This is a genomic window from Bdellovibrio sp. HCB288 (assembly GCF_047305935.1).
Taxonomy (GTDB): Bacteria; Bdellovibrionota; Bdellovibrionia; order Bdellovibrionales; family Bdellovibrionaceae; genus Bdellovibrio.
This window is the reverse complement of record NZ_CP178619.1, coordinates 250,250-267,500: the sequence shown is the minus strand read 5'-3', so window position 1 is coordinate 267,500 and position 17,251 is coordinate 250,250. Positions and strand designations below refer to the sequence as shown.

Genomic DNA, 17,251 nt, shown 5'->3' with positions numbered 1-17,251 from the left:
GAGTGGAGCATGTCTCACAAGATCACTTTCCGCGAACGCGGCCAAGGACCCATTTTGATTCTTCTTCACGGTTACGGAGGAAGTATTCATCATTGGGATGCGGTGGCCACCCAGCTGGAATCCCGGTATCGAGTGATCGTACCCAATTTGACACATTTGTATTTGAGCTCCGATAAACTGTTCTTCACAGTTCAGGTGGAAGTGCTGGCAAAGTTTATTCACGACAACTTCCCTCAACAGCGCGTTCATCTGGCCGGATTAAGCTACGGTGGCGCCTTGAGTTGGGCGCTGGCAACGCAACACCCTCATTTGGTGGACAAGCTTGCACTGATCAATCCTATGGTGACGGATCCGGTGAAGAACTTCCTGTTGAAGGAACTTAGATTTTTCTTCTCGATTCCTCTGAATTTGAAAAGCATCTATGTCATGTTATCGACACCGATGGGGGCGAGCTTCTTACGGAAGGCCGCACATATTTTCCGCGATGAGAGATCCGAGGGGCCGATCTCATTGGATCGCCTGAAGGGGCGGAAACTGCAATTGGTGGCGCATATGATCCATCATTTTGCGTGGATTTTAAGGTCCGAAGACTGGCAGTACTGGCGCAAGAAACTCTTCCACTATCGCGGGGAATGCCGTTTTATTTTCGATGACAGTGATTTGCTTTTTAATCAGGACGCTTACCGAAGCTTCGCACAGCACATTGGGTGTGAGGATCTGGTGATTCTGCAGGGAGCCGGGCATCTGGCTATCAAAACAAAGCCCGAAGTGGTCGCACAGCACTTGCTGGAATTTCTGCAAACCACTGCAAGCTATCAGAAGATCGCTAAATAGTTTCTGGCTTTCTTTCCTTGTGTTTTTCGGGAAAGGCGCTTTGATACTTGGCTGCGATATCCTCGGCCAGAACGATTTTATTCTCTTTTACCAAAATACTGATAAAGGCTTCATAGGATTCAGCATCCATGCGATTCGCAGCCGCCATTTTTCTGCCCTGATCGATAACTTTGGTCAGCTGCTGGGTCTTGCAGTTGAAAAGGAAATGCAGGTTTTCATGCTCCTTGCTGCCGACCTTTGCAGAGGGAAATTGCTGAATAAAACGAGCTGCCTGAGTGATGGTTTGCATATCCCCTCGTAGCAGTGTTTTTACGATCTTGCTGATGTATTCCGGATTCGCTCCGACCACTTGCACGCCAAGCTCAAAACACTCCACCGCTTTGTGAAGGGCACCATTATTCAAATTGGAGCGACCTGCCGTGAATAGTGCCGCTGAAAAAACATGACGAAGTTCGGCTGTTTTGTGATCCAGTTGGGCGAACAGTTTAAAGAAGTGCGGAACTTGCTCGAGCTTGCCAGAGAATACAGCTGCAATGAAAAGATGTCCCAGGCGTTTGGGTCCGATCGGGTAGTTGTCGATGATGGTATTCGCCACCGTATAGGCGTTTCCATAGTCTTTCTGCTCAAAATACGAATCAAATTTTCCAGTCAGGCAGCGATAGTGAAGGGGCTGGTACTGCAGGCCCTTGAAGTACTCATCATTGGCGAACTTGTATTCTGTTGCTTTGAATTTGGTATAGCCCAAATAGTAATGCGCCAGAGTGGGTTTCTTTTGATGCCTTAATGCCGTCGTGAACTTGTGATGCGCATCTGCCAAATGTCCATCGAACAGCGCCTGTTTGCCGGCGCGAATGTGTTTGATGTATTCCGTCGGATTCAATTTGCGGTCAATCAACGTTCTCAGTCGCTCGGCCAGGGCCCCTGCCTGGACAGGTTTCACGATGTAGTCATCCACCAGCTCTTCGGCTGCTTCGGCAATTGCTGATGAGGAGTTGTTGTGAGTCATGATGATGGAAATATTGTCAGCGCTGTTGGCCGTGTGCATGGCAACCAGTTCAAGACCGAATTTTGAATCCACCATAAATTCTGTGATCAAAATGCTGGGTTTTCTTTCAGCAAGGAATTCCTGGGCGCCAAGGTATCTTTTGGTGGTAAAAATGCCGGCAGGTTCAAGTCCGATTTCAATCAAAGCCGCCGTTGCCAGATTGGCGAAGGAAGAGGAGTTGTCGACGATTAAAGCTGTGAGGTGTCTCATTATTCATGCTCCCGCATGGATCTGAACAGCAGATCGGTTGTCTGTTGTGCCTGTATGTTTGCACTCATAAAGCTTTCCCAGATGCCTTTATCGAAACGGTGCAATTCAACGGTGTATTTTGCAAGTTTGCCGTCGTCCGTAGGTTCACTGTGGGTGACTCGGCCGGTGGCCAGAAATTCAAGAACGTGGCCTTTGATTTGGTAAGTGCCTTCGAAATTTAAGATAGTGCCCAAACCGCAGATGCGCGGAGCTGCTTCAAAAGTGAAAGATTTCTCTGCGTATTCCAAAACCTGAATAGGGCGGGTCTTAAGATTTTTAATCAATTCAAATTCAGTCGTCAGATTTTGCAGGCTGTGAATTTCCAAATAATTTCGGCTCATTGTTCAATGCTAAACAAAGATCAATGCATTGCCTAACTTGCCAAGGCACACGCGGGAAAGTTCTGGACGTTGAAATTGAAAATGAATTGAAATCTATAACACTTGTGGGGCCAGAAAATGGTTTTCCAGCAATGAAATGTCCAGTGTTCCCACGGATGTATTTAGGAGCTTTGTTTGAAAACTAAACGTTGAAACTTGAGCCACAGCCGCAGTGTTTCGTAGCATTCGGATTGTTAAAAACAAACCCTTTGCCATTCAAGCCACCCGAGTAATCCAAAGTCATACCCAGGATATACAACATAGAATTGGAATCCACGGCAATTTTTTGACCATGGGCTTCGAAAAATTTATCACCATCACGTGGAGTCGTGTCGAAATCCATTTTGTAGGACAGACCTGAGCAGCCACCTTTTTTCACTTCCACACGCAGGAATGCAGCGTCCACTTTGCCTTCGTCTTTTTTTAGAGCAGCAAGTTTGTTGGCAGCTTCTGGGGAAATGTTAATCATAGTGATCTCCTGGATAAATTCGTGTCCAGTGTAACACAAAGCTGAAGCCCAGGGGAGGTTAGATTCCTAACCCCCAGGGTCTTTACGCTAAAATGCTGAAAATATTATACATTTCCAGTTGGGATGGCGCCGCGAAGCATGTCGACAGCACGCTGAATATCGTCTTCATTCGTCCAGCGACCCAGGCTCAGGCGCAAAGTACAGGACGCTTCTTCCGGAGTAACGCCAATTCCTTTTAACACGTGACTGATGCTCACAGAACCAGAGCTACAGGCAGAACCCATGCTCACACCCAGTTTTTGAATTTTAGCGGCCAGGGATTCGATTTTGATACCCGGCAAAGTCACATTCAAATTGATCGGGGAGCGCTCTGTCGCGTGACCATTCAAGCGAATGCCAGGAATAGCCGCCTGCAGTTTCTGCCAGAACAAATTTCTTAGTGAAGTCATGCGGGCCGCTTCGGATTCCAGATTCATTTTGCAGATCTCAGCTGCAGCTCCCAAGCCCACAATAGCTGGAACATTCAGAGTTCCAGAACGCAGGCCCTTCTCCTGACCGCCGCCGTAAATCAAAGGATTGATTTGTACTTTAGGGTCTTTGCCACGGATAAATAGCGCAGCGGAACCTTTCGGCCCATAGAATTTGTGGGCTGAAAAAGACATCAGATCGATGCCCATGTCAGTCGCATGCACAGGGATTTTACCGATAGCTTGCGTGGCGTCGGTGTGAAGAAGAATTTGTTTTTCTTTTGCCAGTTTTGCAATTTCTGAAACTAGATTAATGCTGCCAACCTCATTGTTGACCCAGATTAAGCTGATCAATTTGGTATGTGGCTTTAAAGCCTGGCGCAAAGTTTCGATTTCCACCTGACCAAATTTATTCACCGGCAGAAAATCAACTTCAACACCTTGCTTTTCCACGGCTTGCATCGCTTTAAGAACAGAACTGTGTTCAAGGCAGGACGTGATGAAGTGGATAGGTTGATTTGGATTTTCTTCGCGCAGTTTTGACAACAAACCGAAAATCACCCAGTTGTTGGATTCAGTGGCACTCGCCGTAAAAGTGATCTCAGAGGATTTTGCACCAATCAATGATGCCACTTGCATACGTGCTTTTTGCACAGCATTTTCCGCCGTCCAGCCCCAGTGGTGCGCAACGCTTGCGGGATTGCCAAAGTACTCTTTAAAGTAAGGCTCCATCGCTGCATAGACTTGCGGGTCTACAGGGGTCGTTGCATTGTAATCCAAATAGAGTCCCTTGTCGGACGCTGTTTGTGCGGTCGTACTGATATGAGTAGTGATTTCCATGGCACTCAGCTAATAACGGCGCCAAATTCGGGTCAAGAGGAATCCTAGGAAACCAATAATTTCTTAGGGGAAACTGCCTCTTTTTCGAGCTGTTCCTGATACTGATCAATTTTGTCGTTTAGATAATTTTGCGCGCGGTATTTATCCAGGTTCTGCAGCTCCATGCGTAAGACATGCATGTGCGTGATGCCCTGATTGATTAAGCGGTTCTTTTGCTCGGACAAAAACACACCACCCTCAGGAGTATACAGCACGTAACGGTTGTTGCGTGGCAGGAACACGTAGAGATTGAATTCAACTGGAACATTTTCACGCATTTCCTGAATTTTGATGGCCGCCATCTCTTCGTCAGCAGAGGAAGAAATCTCTGCTTTGACATCTTCTCTGGGGAAGAACGCCATGGCCACTTCATTGCCTTCGTGAACGGACTTGCGCAGAAAGTCTGCATACTCAACCGCCCAGGCGGCAAAAGGCACCTGTTTGATTTTAATCGGCATGGTTTCTTTATTTTCCATATTCTCGCCGTTTTCGGACAAAAACTTGAACAGGCGAGTGCGGATCTGTTCGTAAAATTGAAGGTTGATTGTCAGGTGCTCTGCCATCGCCGCGACCAGATACCCGGAGAAACGACCGGATTCAACCAGGATGCAGGCAACATTCGTGGGCTGCTCGACATGGTGCTTTTTTTCCGTGATGAAACAGGATTTCTCCATGGCTTCACGTGTGCCTTGCAGAATCAACGAAGAAGGATCTTTCGCGACCTCGTCGGCAATTTCTTTGGAAGAGCTTTGCTTTTTGTTTTTGGCTTTGTCATTTTCAACCGGAGCCCACATCGAATCGGATTTTTTCCGAGCCGCATAGGAGCTGGTGCCGGAGTCACCGTAAGGATCATAATTGGGATCGTTCGGATCCAAAGTGTCAGACGCACTGCCAGGGATGCCTCCGCGATTATAGGGATTGGTGGAATTGTAGCCCATGCTATTTTCGCCGAAACCATTTTCAGACGAATTCATTCCACCAGTAAACTGCGGGGAGTTCCCGTTACCCATCATGCCGTCACCATGAGCGCCGGGTTGTCCACCACTCATCGGACCGCCAGCAAAACCACCAAAACCGTTTTCCTGACTACTGCCACCGATGACTCCGTTGTCGCCGGAACCCTGTGCAGTCGGAGGAATATACCCCGCCATTCCAGGTTGAACAGCGCTCATGGAATCTGAACCATTGCCTTGAGCGAAAGACGCGTAGCCACCGCCAGTATTTGCGTTGCCATCAAGAGCGCCCATTAAGTTTGCCAAAAAGTTTTGAGTGGATGCGGAATCATCACCGGAGGCACCTTCACCACCACGAATCGCAATCACTCCCGAACCGGAACCGCCACCTTCCCAATTTCGTTGAGTTGCCGCTGCATTCGGATTCGCGGATTGGTCCTTGTAGTATTTGTTGACCATACGTTCAACAGCAGGGCCGGTGATGGGATGGTAAATTGCATATCCGGAATTACAATCATTCAGAACTTTGACCGAGTTCGCAGTGGAGTGTTCAGCAAATGCGATCACGCAAACCGGAAAAGCCTGACTTAGCACACGAGGTAGGTTGCGCACTTTTTTGTTGGGGTGATCAACACTGACCATGACGAACTGGGGTTGATTTTGCACCAGGAAAACCATGGCTTCTTTAAGGTTGTGCGTGCTTTTAATTTCCCAATCACGGTTTTTCAAAAATCCTTCAACAGGCGCTAGGCTTTGCGGGTGGGACTTGATGATCAGCAGTTTGCGCTTTTCTACCTGTTGTTCCATGTCACGTTCCTGTTAAAAAATTATGAGGTCTTATTCTTAACGGAGGCTCAGGGCTAAACAAACAGTGGATAATAGATCTTTTGGGGTTGTATTGCCAAAAGTTAATCAAGATTTGGGGGTCATAGTATATTAGTTAGGGGTGGGTTTTAGGCAACCCAGCCTTTGGGTGGGGATGTCGTAATCCAGATTCTCTTGAGCTTTAACTTCCCTACAATGACCTTATGAAGAATCAAACTCTGCACAGCACACGTTTTTTTGTTCCCGTCGGTCAATCTCCCGAGAGAATGTTCAAATGGAAGAAGCTTGATTGTGAAATCAAAAATCGCAAGGGCGAAATATTCTTTCAAATGAAATCAGTGGAGGCACCGGAAGGCTGGTCGCAACTTGCCGTTGAAATTGCGGCAAGCAAGTACTTCAGAAAATCCGGTGTGCCTCGCACCAAACACGAGACTTCGGTGAGGCAACTTGTGAATCGCGTGGTGAGTGCCGTGACTGCAGCCGCTCTGAAGCAGGGCGGGTATTTTAAAAACAAGAAAGATGCCGAGATCTTTGGGAATGAGCTGAAGTTTATTTTGTTCTCTCAGCGAGCCGCTTTCAACAGCCCCGTGTGGTTCAATGCGGGTTTGTTTGAGGCGTACAAAATAAGTTCTCCCAGTGAGCACTATGCGTGGGATTTCAAAAAGAAATCCATTCAGCCGACCAAGAACGCCTATGAACGCCCTCAGTGCTCGGCTTGTTTCATTCAAAGCGTTGATGACTCCATTGATGGAATATTTGAGCTGTTAAAAAATGAAGCGCGGCTGTTTAAGTATGGCTCGGGGACCGGCAGTAACTTTTCTTCCCTTCGTTCCAAGTACGAACCACTGAACTCGGGCGGGCACAGTTCGGGCTTGATTTCATTTCTGGATGTTTTGGATCGTGGAGCAGGCGCCATCAAGTCCGGCGGGACCACCCGTCGTGCTGCCAAGATGGTGGTTGTGGATATTGATCACCCGGAGATTTTGGATTTCATCGACTGGAAAATGAAGGAAGAGCATAAGGCCAAGCTATTGATTCAGGCGGGCTTAAGCTCTGATTTTGAAGGCGAGGCTTACAAAACTGTCTCGGGGCAAAATGCCAATAATTCGGTTCGCGTGACGGATCAGTTTATGAAATCAGTGCAGAACGAAAAGCCCTGGAAGTTGTTGTCCCGAGTGACGGGCAAATCACTGCGCGAGATTCCGGCGGCCGAAGTCTGGAGTAAAATCAATCATGCGGCGTGGATGTGTGCAGATCCGGGAATCCAGTTTCATGACACCATCAATCGCTGGCATACTTGCCCGAATACCGCGGAGATCCGTTCCAGCAATCCTTGTTCTGAGTATATGTTTTTGGATGATTCCGCCTGCAATCTGGCCTCTGTCAATCTGGTCAAGTTTTTGAATTCCGATGGCAGTTTTGATTTCGAATCTTTTATTCATACCGCGCGCACGCTGTTTGTGGCTCAGGAAATTCTGGTGGATTACTCCAGTTATCCGACGGCGAAGATTGCGCAGAACTCCCATGACTACCGCCCTCTGGGGTTGGGGTATGCAAATCTGGGAAGTGTATTGATGCGCAAGGGAATTCCTTACGACAGTGACGAGGGGCGTGCCTGGGCCGGAGCCTTGACGGCGCTGATGAATGGCGTTGCCTATCTGACCAGTGCGGAGCTTGCGCGGGCCAAAGGTGCCTTCGCAGGGTTTAAGAAAAATCGTGCACCTATGCTGAATGTGATGAAGATGCATGAAAAAGCACTGGCCGGTATTGACTGGAAGTATTTGCCTGAAGGGTTGGATCACGCCGCTCAGAACTTGTGGAAGGCCGTGGTCTTTAATGGCGGCAAGTATGGTTTCAGAAATGCCCAGGCAACGGTGGTCGCACCAACCGGAACTATTGGTCTTTTGATGGATTGTGACACCACCGGAATTGAACCGGATTTTTCTTTAATTAAACTAAAGAAGCTTGTGGGTGGCGGAGAAATTCAAATTGTGAATCAGTCGGTGAAGCCGGCGCTGAAAAGTCTGGATTATGATGACGCGGCTATTGAAAAGATTCTGGCCTGGGTCTCAGAACACAATACGTTGGTGGGCTGCCCGGAATTTAAGCAGGAGCATCTCGCAGTCTTTGATTGTGCGAATGCGGCCCCGGGGGGCAGGGTTTTGTCTCCGGAGAGTCACGTTACCATGATGGCTGCAGTCCAGCCGTTTATTAGTGGAGCGATCTCTAAAACGGTTAATTTGCCGAACTCTGCCACGGAACGGGATATTGGTGAGATTTACCAATTGGCCTGGGAGCTGGGAGTAAAGGCCGTGGCCGTATACAGGGATGGCAGTAAATTGAGTCAGCCGCTGAATGTTAAGAAAAAGAACCAGGAAGACCCTCAGGTTCAGAAATTTACGATGAAATGCCCTGAATGTGGGGGCGACACGGTGCTTACGAGTGGGTGCTTTCGTTGCCCGAACTGTGGAACCACTGTAGGTTGTTCGTAGTCGGCCGTTGAAAAGCACCCAATCGACTGCGTTGTCGGAACCTGACTTGCTCTCCGGCGTACTGTAAGTACGCCTACGTGGCAGTCAGGCTCCTCCGCCTTGCGCTTGGGTACTTTTGAACGGCCTTGTTTTTTGTTGGGAGTTTTTTATGAGTAAGAAAGATATTTTTGGGGATGATGTTGATTCTAAGAAATCGTTTGAGGATTTTGAGGCTCTTTTTGCTGAATCATCAGCGGGCGGTCTTAAGACTCGAGTTTCTGTAGGGGATCAAATTCGTGGGGAGATTCTTTCCATCGGTAAGGAAGAGTCCTTCGTATCCACGGGCACTCCAACAGACGGCATGATCTTTACAAAAGATCTTATGGATGAAAATAAAGAAGTTAAGTACAGCGTTGGCGACATGATTGACGTTGTGGTTTTGTCCACTAAAGGTGGCGAGATCCGTTTGGCTAAAAAAGGTGCGTTGGGTGCTTCCACAGATTCATTGGAAGACGCTTACGATATGGAACTTCCGGTAACAGGGACCGTGACTGAAGTGGTCAACGGTGGTCTGCGTGTGAATGTTCAGGGCAAAACCGCTTTCTGTCCGATTTCACAAATTGATTCCCGCTTTGTTTCTGATGCGACTGAATACGTGGGTCGTAAATTTGATTTCCTGATCACGCAATTCGACAAGCGCAATATCGTGGTTTCCCGCCGTAAACTTTTGGATCTGCAAAAGGCCGAGTTTGAAGGACAATTCATGCAGAAGCATGAAGCAGGTGCGATCCTTGAAGGTCGTATCATGCGTTTGGAAAAGTTCGGTGCCTTTGTTGAGCTTGAACAAGGTGTTGAGGGGCTTGTCCATTTGTCAGAACTTAGCTGGTCCCGCGTGCACAGTCCGCAAGAGGTTGTGTCTGTTGGTCAAACAGTGACAGTCAAGCTTTTGAAAATCGAAGAGATCGACGGCAAGTTGAAAATTTCCTTGTCCATGAAGCAAGCTGACGGGGATGGAAATCCTTGGAACTCAGTTCCAGCGAAATTCCCGGTGGGTACAGTCGTTAATGGTAAAGTTGAAAAGAAAGAAGCCTACGGTTTGTTCGTGAATATCGCTCCAGGGATTACGGGTCTTTTGCCAAAATCCAAATGGCGTGATCATGTTGATGGTCAGCAGTTTGAAAACAAAAAACGTGGTGATGATATCGCGGTTCAAATTGATGAAATCAAATTTGAAGACAAAAAGATTTCTTTGGGTGTTCCTGGCGCAGGCGAGGACCATTCATGGAGATCGCATCAGCCGGCATCCGGTAGCGGATTCGGTTCATTGGGTGATGCTTTGAAGGGCTTGACCATCAAACCTAAGAAGTAAGTCTCACATTTATCCCTTTCATTTAGGACCCCTGATCTTGTCGAAGGTCAGGGGTTTTTTATTTTACCCGGGTGATATTGCTTTTTTAATAAAACCCGGGTAATATTATTCAAAGTTCCCCACCGAAAGGCTCACCATGAGTGCATCCAACGATTTTATTCAGCAGGAAAAGGCCACCTTCAGTCGCGATCAATGGATCATCATTGCGTTGCTGGCGTTCTTGCAATTCACAATTATTCTGGATTTCATGATCCTGTCGCCTTTGGGCGCCATCCTGATGCCAGCGATGAAAATCTCGCCATCGCAATTCGGAATGGTCGTTTCGGGCTATGCAGTCAGTGCCGCGCTTTCGGGTTTTTTGACGGCGGGCTTTGCCGACAAGTTTGATCGTAAAAAGCTGTTAATGTTTTTCTATTGCGGATTTATTCTGGGAACATTGTTCTGTGCCCTGGCGCCGAACTTTCATATGTTGTTGGCAGCAAGGATTGTGACCGGACTGTTTGGTGGCGTAATCGGTTCCATCGTCTTTGCGATCATGACGGATTTGTTTCCATTGCAACAGCGTGGACGAGTCATGGGAATTTTGCAGACGGCGTTTGCGGCAAGCCAGGTTATGGGCCTTCCACTGGGTTTGTGGCTTTCCAGTAAATGGGGCTGGCATTCACCGTTTCTGATGATTGTGTTTGTCAGTACATTGGTGGGCTTTGTGATTTGGGCGAAGCTTCCTTCCATCACGGCGCATCTGGCTTTGCAAACAGATAAAAAAGCCCTGACTCATATGATGCATACGGTGGCGACTCCGAAGTACGCGTTTGCGTTTGTGTTGACGGGAATCTTGTCGATGGGCGGTTACATGATTATGCCATTTGCAAGTGCCTATACGGTTCACAATCTGGGGATTGATATAGACAATTTGCCATTGCTTTACATGGTCACGGGCTGCGTTTCGATCTTTGTGGGGCCCTTGGTGGGCAGAATCAGTGATGCCATCGGTGGTTACACCACGTTTATTTTTGGCAGCATTGTGACTGCGATTATGACCGTGATTTACACAAATCTGGGCTCCACCTCGTTGGGTATGCTGATGGTTGTGAACTCTTTGATGTTTGTCGGGATTTTCTCGCGCATGATTCCTTCACAGGCTTTGATGTCAGGAATTCCGGCGCCGGCAAGTCGTGGGGCATTTATGTCCATCAATGCATCCTTGCAGCAGCTTGCGGGCGGATTGGGTTCAATCGTTGCGGGTATGATTGTTTCTGAAGGCGCCGATGGTAAAATTCAACACTTTGAATACGTGGGTTACATCATGGTCGGGTTCACAGCCCTGACAGTTTACATGATGTATTTTATTAACCGCGATGTGATGGCATCACGGACTAAGACTGCGAGTCCTTCGGTCGAGCCTTCCCTGGGACACTAAGGAGAATTTTATGGAACCAAGAGTGGATAGAACCTGTACCGCTTTTGCGGGAAGCAAAATGATTGCCTCCGGGGACTTGGTGGATGTGGCCACCAAAGTTAAGAAATACCTTCGCGATAATGGCAAAGAAAACGTTTTGATTTTTGATGACGTGACCAGTGCCCAAGTGGAATTGGATTTGCGCGGAACATTGGAAGCCGTCACTAAAAGATACGAATTGTTGGCCAGTGAAGCGGAAGAAAAAAAGTCAGGTCCCGGGCGTCCCAAGCTGGGCGTGGTTTCCAAGGAAGTGACATTGCTGCCCCAACATTGGGAGTGGCTGGCTTTGCAGCCGGGTGGTGCTTCGGTGACTTTAAGAAAACTTATTGAAGAAGCGAAAAAGAAAAACTTCAGCAAGGATCAGATTCGTCAGGCCCAGGAAGCGGTTTATAAATTTATGCACGCGATCGCCGGCGATCTTCCGAACTACGAAGAAGCCCTGCGCGCGATGTATGCCTACGAAACCAAGCAGTTCAAAAAGATGATTGCCGATTGGCCCAAAGATCTTCAAGAACACATCTTAAAAGTCGGGCGGGAAGCTCTGGCCAATGTAAAATAAAGTGGTGCTTTCGCAAGGCCCCGTGGACTCAGTACCGTGGGATTTTAAGTCCCTTCATTGGGCCAAAGGCTAGCGAGCTAGCTTAGGTCGGTAGGAACGTTCCAGAGGTTAAGATTTAGAGTTACAAGAGTTCTTTGATTATTTTGATAATTACCAAAATAACCACTAGAATCTGCTTAATAAGCTTTAAAATCGTCCGATAAGAAAAATGTGTGTTTTTCATTCGGACCTCCTTCAGTATTCCGGAAGTGAGTCCGTCCTAAAGGTGACCTTGCGAAAGCAAGTGTCACCTTTTGCATTTCTTATACCCTGTTAATTGTAGGAAAATTAAAGATGGCGGAGCCAGAAGACCATGGCCATTTCGGCGAAGTACTGCGCGCGGCGCTCCTTCATAGGCATGGCTTTGTAGGGTGCGACGATAGTGTCGGTGGTTTTCTTATTGCCGCGTTCGATGCTGACGGAAACAGAGTGTTCGGATTTTGGAGTGAGCATCAAACGAACTTGAGCATCCGGATCCACGGCGCGACTGGAAAAGCTCCAGGATTTTTCAGTCATGAATTCGCGCATGGCTGGCATCAGGCGATTGATCAGAAACTGTCCCGTGGCGCCATCCTGCAAACTCACGGAAGAATAATTTTTCAACGCCAAGGACAACATCAGTGGCACATCCTGCTGATCTCGGGTGATGGTTATATCACGCAAGGCTGCAGTCACACGCTCAACATGAACGCGCATGTTTTCTTCCTGGGATTTATAAAAAGACATCTTCACTTCCACATAGGGAAGATGAACGCGGTAGCCTTTTTCGACGTTAACACCAGCAAGAGCTTGTTCCACGATCGTTGCGACATCGGACTCGCCCATGCCGATGGTGTCCCAGTGACGAGTGATATAGGGATCAAGACCCGTGACACTTTTTTCCAACCACGCTCCGATTTCGGATTTCCACACGGCTTCGATTTCACGGGGAGGACCGGGCAATACGAAAATATTTTTTCCTTTTGCTTCCAGGAAGAAAGCATTCGCAGTGCCTTCAGAGTTTTTTATTACTCGCGAACCCTCAGGAAAGTAGCATTGCTGTCGTTGAATTTCTTTAACGACGTAACCACGTGGTTCCAGGCGCTCTTTGATGTGTTGCCAAGAGCCTTCGTCCCATTGCAACTTCAATCCAGTCCATTCCGCAATCAATTCGCGGGTGAAGTCATCCGATGTGGGACCCAAACCGCCAGTCACAAACATCAGGTCGGAGTACTGACCGCAATAGTCCAAAGCCTTAGAAATGAGTTTTCTCTCATCTGGAACGACAAGGTGAAGCTTGGTGGTCAGTCCCAGGTTTTTCAGTTTTTCTGAAATCCAGGCTGCGTTTTTATTCACAATTTGGCCATCGACCAACTCGGTTCCTATACCTAATACTGAGGCGATCATGTGAGACTCCTTTCGAAAGGTTAGGCCTCTGGCCCAAAGGCGTCCAGATTCTTCCGAAAAGTGCCTGATATTTGCTATTATTGCATAGCGTTACGGGTGCTAAGCCTTGCGGATTACACAGGGTTTTCCTAGATTCGCTACTCTATATAAATGTAGGAGCTACCATGTCCTTTAACTGGAAAGAATTCGATCTTTACAATCCCACACCTGAGCACAGCATGTTGCGTGAAACTGTCAATGCTTTCACCAAAGCTGAAGTAGAACCTCAAGCTCACGAGTACGATCGTTCGGAAAAATTCAATCTGGGTTTGTTCAAAAAAGTCGGCGAGTTGGGTCTTTTGGGGATTACAGTTCCTGAACAATTTGGTGGAGCGGGAATGGACGCGACTGCTGCTGCCATCGTGCATGAAGAGTTGTCTGCATCTGACCCTGGTTTCGCCTTGGCTTATCTTGCGCACTCGATGCTTTGTGTGAACAACATTGCAGTGAACGGCAGTGATGAACAACGTATGCGTGTCCTGCCAAAACTTTGCTCTGGCGAGTGGGTGGGCTCCATGTCCATGTCCGAGCCAGCGATCGGCACCGATGTATTGGGTATGCAAACTCGCGCCGTTAAAAAAGGCAATGAGTGGATTTTGAATGGTCGTAAAATGTGGATTACCAACGGAACGATCGATGAAAACAACACTCCATGTGATTTAACATTGGTGTATGCGAAGACTGGTGAAAAACACGGTCGCGCGATGATCTCTACTTTCCTGGTTGAAAAAGATCACAAAGGCTTCGAAGTCGGTCAAAAAATCAAAGATAAATTGGGTATGCGTGGATCCAACACCGCAGAGCTTGTGTTCCAAGACTGCCATGTTCCTGAATCTGCTTTGATCGGACATGAAGGTGATTCCATGCTGCACATGATGCGCAACCTTGAAATCGAGCGCCTGACACTGGCGGCGATGTCTTTGGGGATCGCACGCAGATCTATCGAGATCATGAATCGCTATGCAACTGAGCGTGAGGCGTTTGGCAAATCCCTGAATCACTTCGGTCAAATGCAGCGTTATATCGCTGACTCCTACGCTGAATACAAATCAGCACGCGCTTACGTTTACGAGACAGCTCGTCGTATGGATCTAAATAAAGAAGGCAATCGTCTGGATTCAGACGGTGTGAAACTTGTCGCTACAACTATGGCTAAAAACGTTGCTGACCGTGCAATCCAGGTTCTGGGTGGTTACGGTTATGTGGGCGAGTACGTGGTTGAAAGACTTTGGAGAGACGCAAAATTGCTTGAGATCGGTGGCGGAACATTAGAGGCACACCAAAAAAATATCACTCGCGATTTGGCTAAAAATCCTGAGTCCTTGTACAAGTAGGCTGATATATGTTTCCCTACGGTCCTGAGATCGAAATCAATGCGAACTTGAAAATGAATTACAAAGTGGTTCTTGAGAAATTGGGACCGCTTTTGACGGCGGATCGATTGCAAAAAATCGATCGCGTTGTTGCGCAACGAAACTTCGATACGGCCGTGGTTTTGGAAAGCATTTATGATCGCGGGAATATTTCTGCAGTGATGAGATCCGCCGAGGGTCTTGGCTTCGGTAATTTTCACGTTATTGAAACTCAAGAAAAATTCAAAGAATCTGCACGGGTCACACAGGGTGCTGACAAGTGGGTGGAAGTCAAAAAATGGCAAAACACCACGGATTGCGTGAAAAAGCTTAAGTCTCAAGGTTACAAAATCTATGTCACTCATTTGGATGCACGCTCCAAGCCCTTGCACGAAGTGGATTTCTCAGGAAAAACCGCTTTGGTTTTGGGGAATGAAAAGAACGGTGTGAGTCCCGAAATGGTGGCCGCCGCTGACGAATGTATCATTATTCCGATGACGGGCTTTGTTCAGAGCTTCAATATCTCTGTGGCTGGCGCGTTAAGTCTTTATCATATTTCTCAGGATCGCATGAAGCGTGGCGGAGGGAATGCTTCCTTAACAAATGAGGAGCAGGATATTCTGCGTGCTTACTATTATCTGCGAACTCAGGATTCTGGCTTCCAATATCTTGAAGAACATTTTGCAAGAGGACACATAAAGGCTTAGACTTTTTCTCATAGGGAGGACTTATGAGAAAATGGATTTTTCTTTTGCCTTTGATCGTCGCAGCTTGCGCCGAAAAAAGTGTAAACCCGGAAGCAGCACCCTCAGCGGTGAATAATCCTTCAGTTTCTGAAACAGACAAAACCAAACTGCCATTCTTTATGACCATGCCAAAGGCTATGGAGCCGGTGGAGATGGTCTTTGATTCCAAATATGACGGGCGGAAGCCTGTTAACTATCGTAAAAACGATAAACTTAAAATGTCGGGCAGTGCCAGCTATTCTCCGGCGGCATTAAAGGACATTGCCCGTCCTGCTAAGAAGCTTAAAGCACAGCTCTATGTTTTTGACCTCCGTCAGGAATCCCATGGTTTTATCAACGATAAGCCTGTGACTTGGCAGGCGGAGCGTGATTGGGCCAATGCGGAATTGGGTCACGAGGATGTGATTCACCGTGAGCGTCGTTTGCTGGGGGATCTGAAGGTCGGCGAAAAGATCGCAGGTACTGAAATCAAAAGTATTGAAACCGAGGAAAGCCTGGTTCGCAGTTCGGGACATCACTATGTGCGGTTGACCGTCACAGATCATGTTCGTCCCACGGATAACGAAGTGGACCGTTTCATTGAAGCCGTTCGTGATTTGCCCGAGAGCAATTGGGTGCATTTTCACTGCCGCGCAGGCAAAGGCCGCACGACAACATTTATGGTCATGTACGACATGTTAATGAATGCTCAGACGGATTCCTTTGATGCCATTATCGAGCGCAATACGAAGCTCAGTGATGATTACGATGTTATGACGATTCCGGCGGAAACCGACTGGAAGTATATTTATCAAAAAGAGCGTGCCGCTTTTGTGCAGGAATTCTACAACTACGCGAAGGCCAATCCAAAAGGTGAAGCGCAGTACTGGTCAAATTGGGGTAAAAGAAAATGAAAAAGATCGTAGTTCTGTTTGTAGCGGCAATGCTGTTAAGTTCCTGCGCTTCGATGAAGAGAAGTTTTTGCAAGTGCGAAGAGGAGCTGGATCTTCCACCGGAGTGTAAGCCACGGGTGATCTACAAAAAAGTTCCGGGTGAACCGGCCGCACCAAAGCCTCAGGTGAAAACCGGAGCGGGAATCGTTGTGCAACCCGCGGATCTGGAGCTGGGTGATAAAATGGCCCGTGCCATGGATGCCTATGTGTTCTCGAATGAGTCAGCGGATTTTACTGCCTTATGCAAGGATGAACGCTTTGACTGCTATGTTGATGATAAGCGTTTTCCGAAAGATCGCAAGCGTGTGAAAAGAAAAGTACCGCCGTTTTTAAGCGGCTCCAAGATGGGATTGCAGGATGAAAAACGCATCCACATCAAATACAATTTCTACCCTTAAATCAAAAAACCGGAGCTTAAACTCCGGTTTTTTTATTTTGCTGATATTGTTCGAAGGACTGATATTTCTACGGCGATCACAGCCGCAACGACGACTGTTTCCACTAAGAGTAAAGCCCAACCCCAAAGAGTTGTCGTTTTAAGTGCAAGCAAAACCCCCAGGGAAACCAGGCAATAGAGGGCATTTGCTGCGATTATCAACCTCAGATAACGGGACTTATTTGTCGGATTGAAGATAAAGCAGGCGTAAGAATAGAAAGCGTAAGCCACGGGAAAAAGACACAGCCCTTGGAGCACCGTGGAGGGAATCCCCAGTAGTTCAGAAAAGGCGGGAAGGATCAATCCGGTCAAAATCGCACTCAGGCTTGCGCCGATTCCATCAAACAGAAAAACATTCCTGG

Annotated in this window: 15 protein-coding genes; 9 read left to right on the top strand and 6 right to left on the bottom strand. The window is 47.6% G+C overall.

Annotation, left to right across the window (positions count from 1 at the left end):
• The first annotated feature begins 9 nt into the window (after positions 1-9).
• A complete protein-coding gene (locus ACLVWR_RS01295) occupies positions 10-834 on the top strand; it encodes an alpha/beta fold hydrolase (RefSeq protein ID WP_413582155.1) in 825 nt (274 codons plus the stop codon).
• On the opposite strand, the gene ACLVWR_RS01290 is transcribed toward ACLVWR_RS01295, so the two are convergent.
• The 5 genes from ACLVWR_RS01290 to ACLVWR_RS01270 form a co-directional block, all read right to left on the bottom strand.
• Positions 827-2,089 (bottom strand): response regulator, encoded by a 1,263-nt coding sequence (locus tag ACLVWR_RS01290; protein WP_413582154.1) that lies wholly within the window; start codon positions 2,087-2,089, stop codon positions 827-829. The two genes, ACLVWR_RS01295 and ACLVWR_RS01290, sit on opposite strands and share 8 nt — an antisense overlap.
• Positions 2,089-2,469: a hypothetical protein gene (locus tag ACLVWR_RS01285; RefSeq protein ID WP_413582153.1), complete on the bottom strand. Its 381-nt coding sequence runs from the start codon at positions 2,467-2,469 to the stop codon at positions 2,089-2,091. The genes ACLVWR_RS01290 and ACLVWR_RS01285 overlap by 1 nt, the downstream gene beginning before the upstream one ends.
• A 181-nt stretch (positions 2,470-2,650) precedes the next feature.
• A complete protein-coding gene (locus ACLVWR_RS01280; protein WP_340596694.1) occupies positions 2,651-2,977 on the bottom strand; it encodes an iron-sulfur cluster assembly accessory protein in 327 nt (108 codons plus the stop codon).
• Between the two features lie 104 nt (positions 2,978-3,081).
• Positions 3,082-4,284 (bottom strand): cysteine desulfurase family protein, encoded by a 1,203-nt coding sequence (locus ACLVWR_RS01275; protein ID WP_413582152.1) that lies wholly within the window; start codon positions 4,282-4,284, stop codon positions 3,082-3,084.
• Positions 4,285-4,328: 44 nt separating this feature from the next.
• Positions 4,329-6,083, bottom strand: a complete 1,755-nt coding sequence (locus ACLVWR_RS01270) for a hypothetical protein (protein WP_413582151.1) — start codon at positions 6,081-6,083, stop codon at positions 4,329-4,331.
• 221 nt (positions 6,084-6,304) lie between these two features.
• Here ACLVWR_RS01270 and ACLVWR_RS01265 point away from each other — a divergent pair, with 221 nt between their 5' ends.
• From ACLVWR_RS01265 to ACLVWR_RS01250, 4 genes are all read left to right on the top strand, one after another.
• Positions 6,305-8,593, top strand: a complete 2,289-nt coding sequence (locus tag ACLVWR_RS01265; RefSeq protein ID WP_413582150.1) for a vitamin B12-dependent ribonucleotide reductase — start codon at positions 6,305-6,307, stop codon at positions 8,591-8,593.
• Between the two features lie 148 nt (positions 8,594-8,741).
• Complete coding sequence (locus tag ACLVWR_RS01260; RefSeq protein WP_413582149.1) at positions 8,742-9,941, top strand: S1 RNA-binding domain-containing protein; 1,200 nt, start codon at positions 8,742-8,744, stop codon at positions 9,939-9,941.
• Between the two features lie 136 nt (positions 9,942-10,077).
• The gene (locus ACLVWR_RS01255; RefSeq protein WP_413582148.1) at positions 10,078-11,361 is read left to right on the top strand and encodes an MFS transporter; all 1,284 of its coding nucleotides are present in this window, start codon (positions 10,078-10,080) and stop codon (positions 11,359-11,361) included.
• Positions 11,362-11,371: 10 nt separating this feature from the next.
• Entirely contained in the window at positions 11,372-11,959 is a 588-nt protein-coding gene (locus tag ACLVWR_RS01250) for a DUF2239 family protein (protein WP_413582147.1), read from the top strand.
• Between the two features lie 327 nt (positions 11,960-12,286).
• Here ACLVWR_RS01250 and ACLVWR_RS01245 read toward each other — a convergent pair whose 3' ends face one another.
• On the bottom strand, positions 12,287-13,384 hold the full coding sequence (locus ACLVWR_RS01245) for a competence/damage-inducible protein A (RefSeq protein WP_413582146.1): 1,098 nt from the start codon (positions 13,382-13,384) through the stop codon (positions 12,287-12,289).
• A 164-nt stretch (positions 13,385-13,548) separates the two neighbouring features.
• Here ACLVWR_RS01245 and ACLVWR_RS01240 point away from each other — a divergent pair, with 164 nt between their 5' ends.
• Genes ACLVWR_RS01240 through ACLVWR_RS01225 form a run of 4 tightly spaced genes read left to right on the top strand, consistent with a single transcriptional unit; the run spans position 13,549 to position 16,851 of the window.
• Positions 13,549-14,757 carry an acyl-CoA dehydrogenase family protein gene (locus ACLVWR_RS01240; RefSeq protein ID WP_413582145.1) on the top strand — a complete coding sequence of 403 codons (1,209 nt, stop codon included), beginning with the start codon at positions 13,549-13,551 and terminating at the stop codon, positions 14,755-14,757.
• 8 nt (positions 14,758-14,765) lie between these two features.
• Positions 14,766-15,482 (top strand): TrmH family RNA methyltransferase, encoded by a 717-nt coding sequence (locus ACLVWR_RS01235; protein ID WP_413582144.1) that lies wholly within the window; start codon positions 14,766-14,768, stop codon positions 15,480-15,482.
• 23 nt (positions 15,483-15,505) lie between these two features.
• Positions 15,506-16,414 (top strand): fused DSP-PTPase phosphatase/NAD kinase-like protein, encoded by a 909-nt coding sequence (locus tag ACLVWR_RS01230; RefSeq protein WP_413582143.1) that lies wholly within the window; start codon positions 15,506-15,508, stop codon positions 16,412-16,414.
• Positions 16,411-16,851 (top strand): hypothetical protein, encoded by a 441-nt coding sequence (locus tag ACLVWR_RS01225; RefSeq protein WP_340596707.1) that lies wholly within the window; start codon positions 16,411-16,413, stop codon positions 16,849-16,851. Before ACLVWR_RS01230 ends, ACLVWR_RS01225 begins: the two co-directional genes overlap by 4 nt.
• The last annotated feature ends 400 nt before the right edge of the window (positions 16,852-17,251 follow it).

Coding starts and splice junctions, on each gene's coding strand:
- ACLVWR_RS01255 (WP_413582148.1), top strand. CDS start 10,078: ATGAGTGCATCCAACGATTTTATTCAGCAGGAAAAGGCCACCTTCAGT.
- ACLVWR_RS01290 (WP_413582154.1), bottom strand. CDS start 2,089: ATGAGACACCTCACAGCTTTAATCGTCGACAACTCCTCTTCCTTCGCC.
- ACLVWR_RS01285 (WP_413582153.1), bottom strand. CDS start 2,469: ATGAGCCGAAATTATTTGGAAATTCACAGCCTGCAAAATCTGACGACT.
- ACLVWR_RS01245 (WP_413582146.1), bottom strand. CDS start 13,384: ATGATCGCCTCAGTATTAGGTATAGGAACCGAGTTGGTCGATGGCCAA.
- ACLVWR_RS01225 (WP_340596707.1), top strand. CDS start 16,411: ATGAAAAAGATCGTAGTTCTGTTTGTAGCGGCAATGCTGTTAAGTTCC.
- ACLVWR_RS01270 (WP_413582151.1), bottom strand. CDS start 6,083: ATGGAACAACAGGTAGAAAAGCGCAAACTGCTGATCATCAAGTCCCAC.
- ACLVWR_RS01265 (WP_413582150.1), top strand. CDS start 6,305: ATGAAGAATCAAACTCTGCACAGCACACGTTTTTTTGTTCCCGTCGGT.
- ACLVWR_RS01280 (WP_340596694.1), bottom strand. CDS start 2,977: ATGATTAACATTTCCCCAGAAGCTGCCAACAAACTTGCTGCTCTAAAA.
- ACLVWR_RS01275 (WP_413582152.1), bottom strand. CDS start 4,284: ATGGAAATCACTACTCATATCAGTACGACCGCACAAACAGCGTCCGAC.
- ACLVWR_RS01230 (WP_413582143.1), top strand. CDS start 15,506: ATGAGAAAATGGATTTTTCTTTTGCCTTTGATCGTCGCAGCTTGCGCC.
- ACLVWR_RS01260 (WP_413582149.1), top strand. CDS start 8,742: ATGAGTAAGAAAGATATTTTTGGGGATGATGTTGATTCTAAGAAATCG.
- ACLVWR_RS01250 (WP_413582147.1), top strand. CDS start 11,372: ATGGAACCAAGAGTGGATAGAACCTGTACCGCTTTTGCGGGAAGCAAA.
- ACLVWR_RS01240 (WP_413582145.1), top strand. CDS start 13,549: ATGTCCTTTAACTGGAAAGAATTCGATCTTTACAATCCCACACCTGAG.
- ACLVWR_RS01295 (WP_413582155.1), top strand. CDS start 10: ATGTCTCACAAGATCACTTTCCGCGAACGCGGCCAAGGACCCATTTTG.
- ACLVWR_RS01235 (WP_413582144.1), top strand. CDS start 14,766: ATGTTTCCCTACGGTCCTGAGATCGAAATCAATGCGAACTTGAAAATG.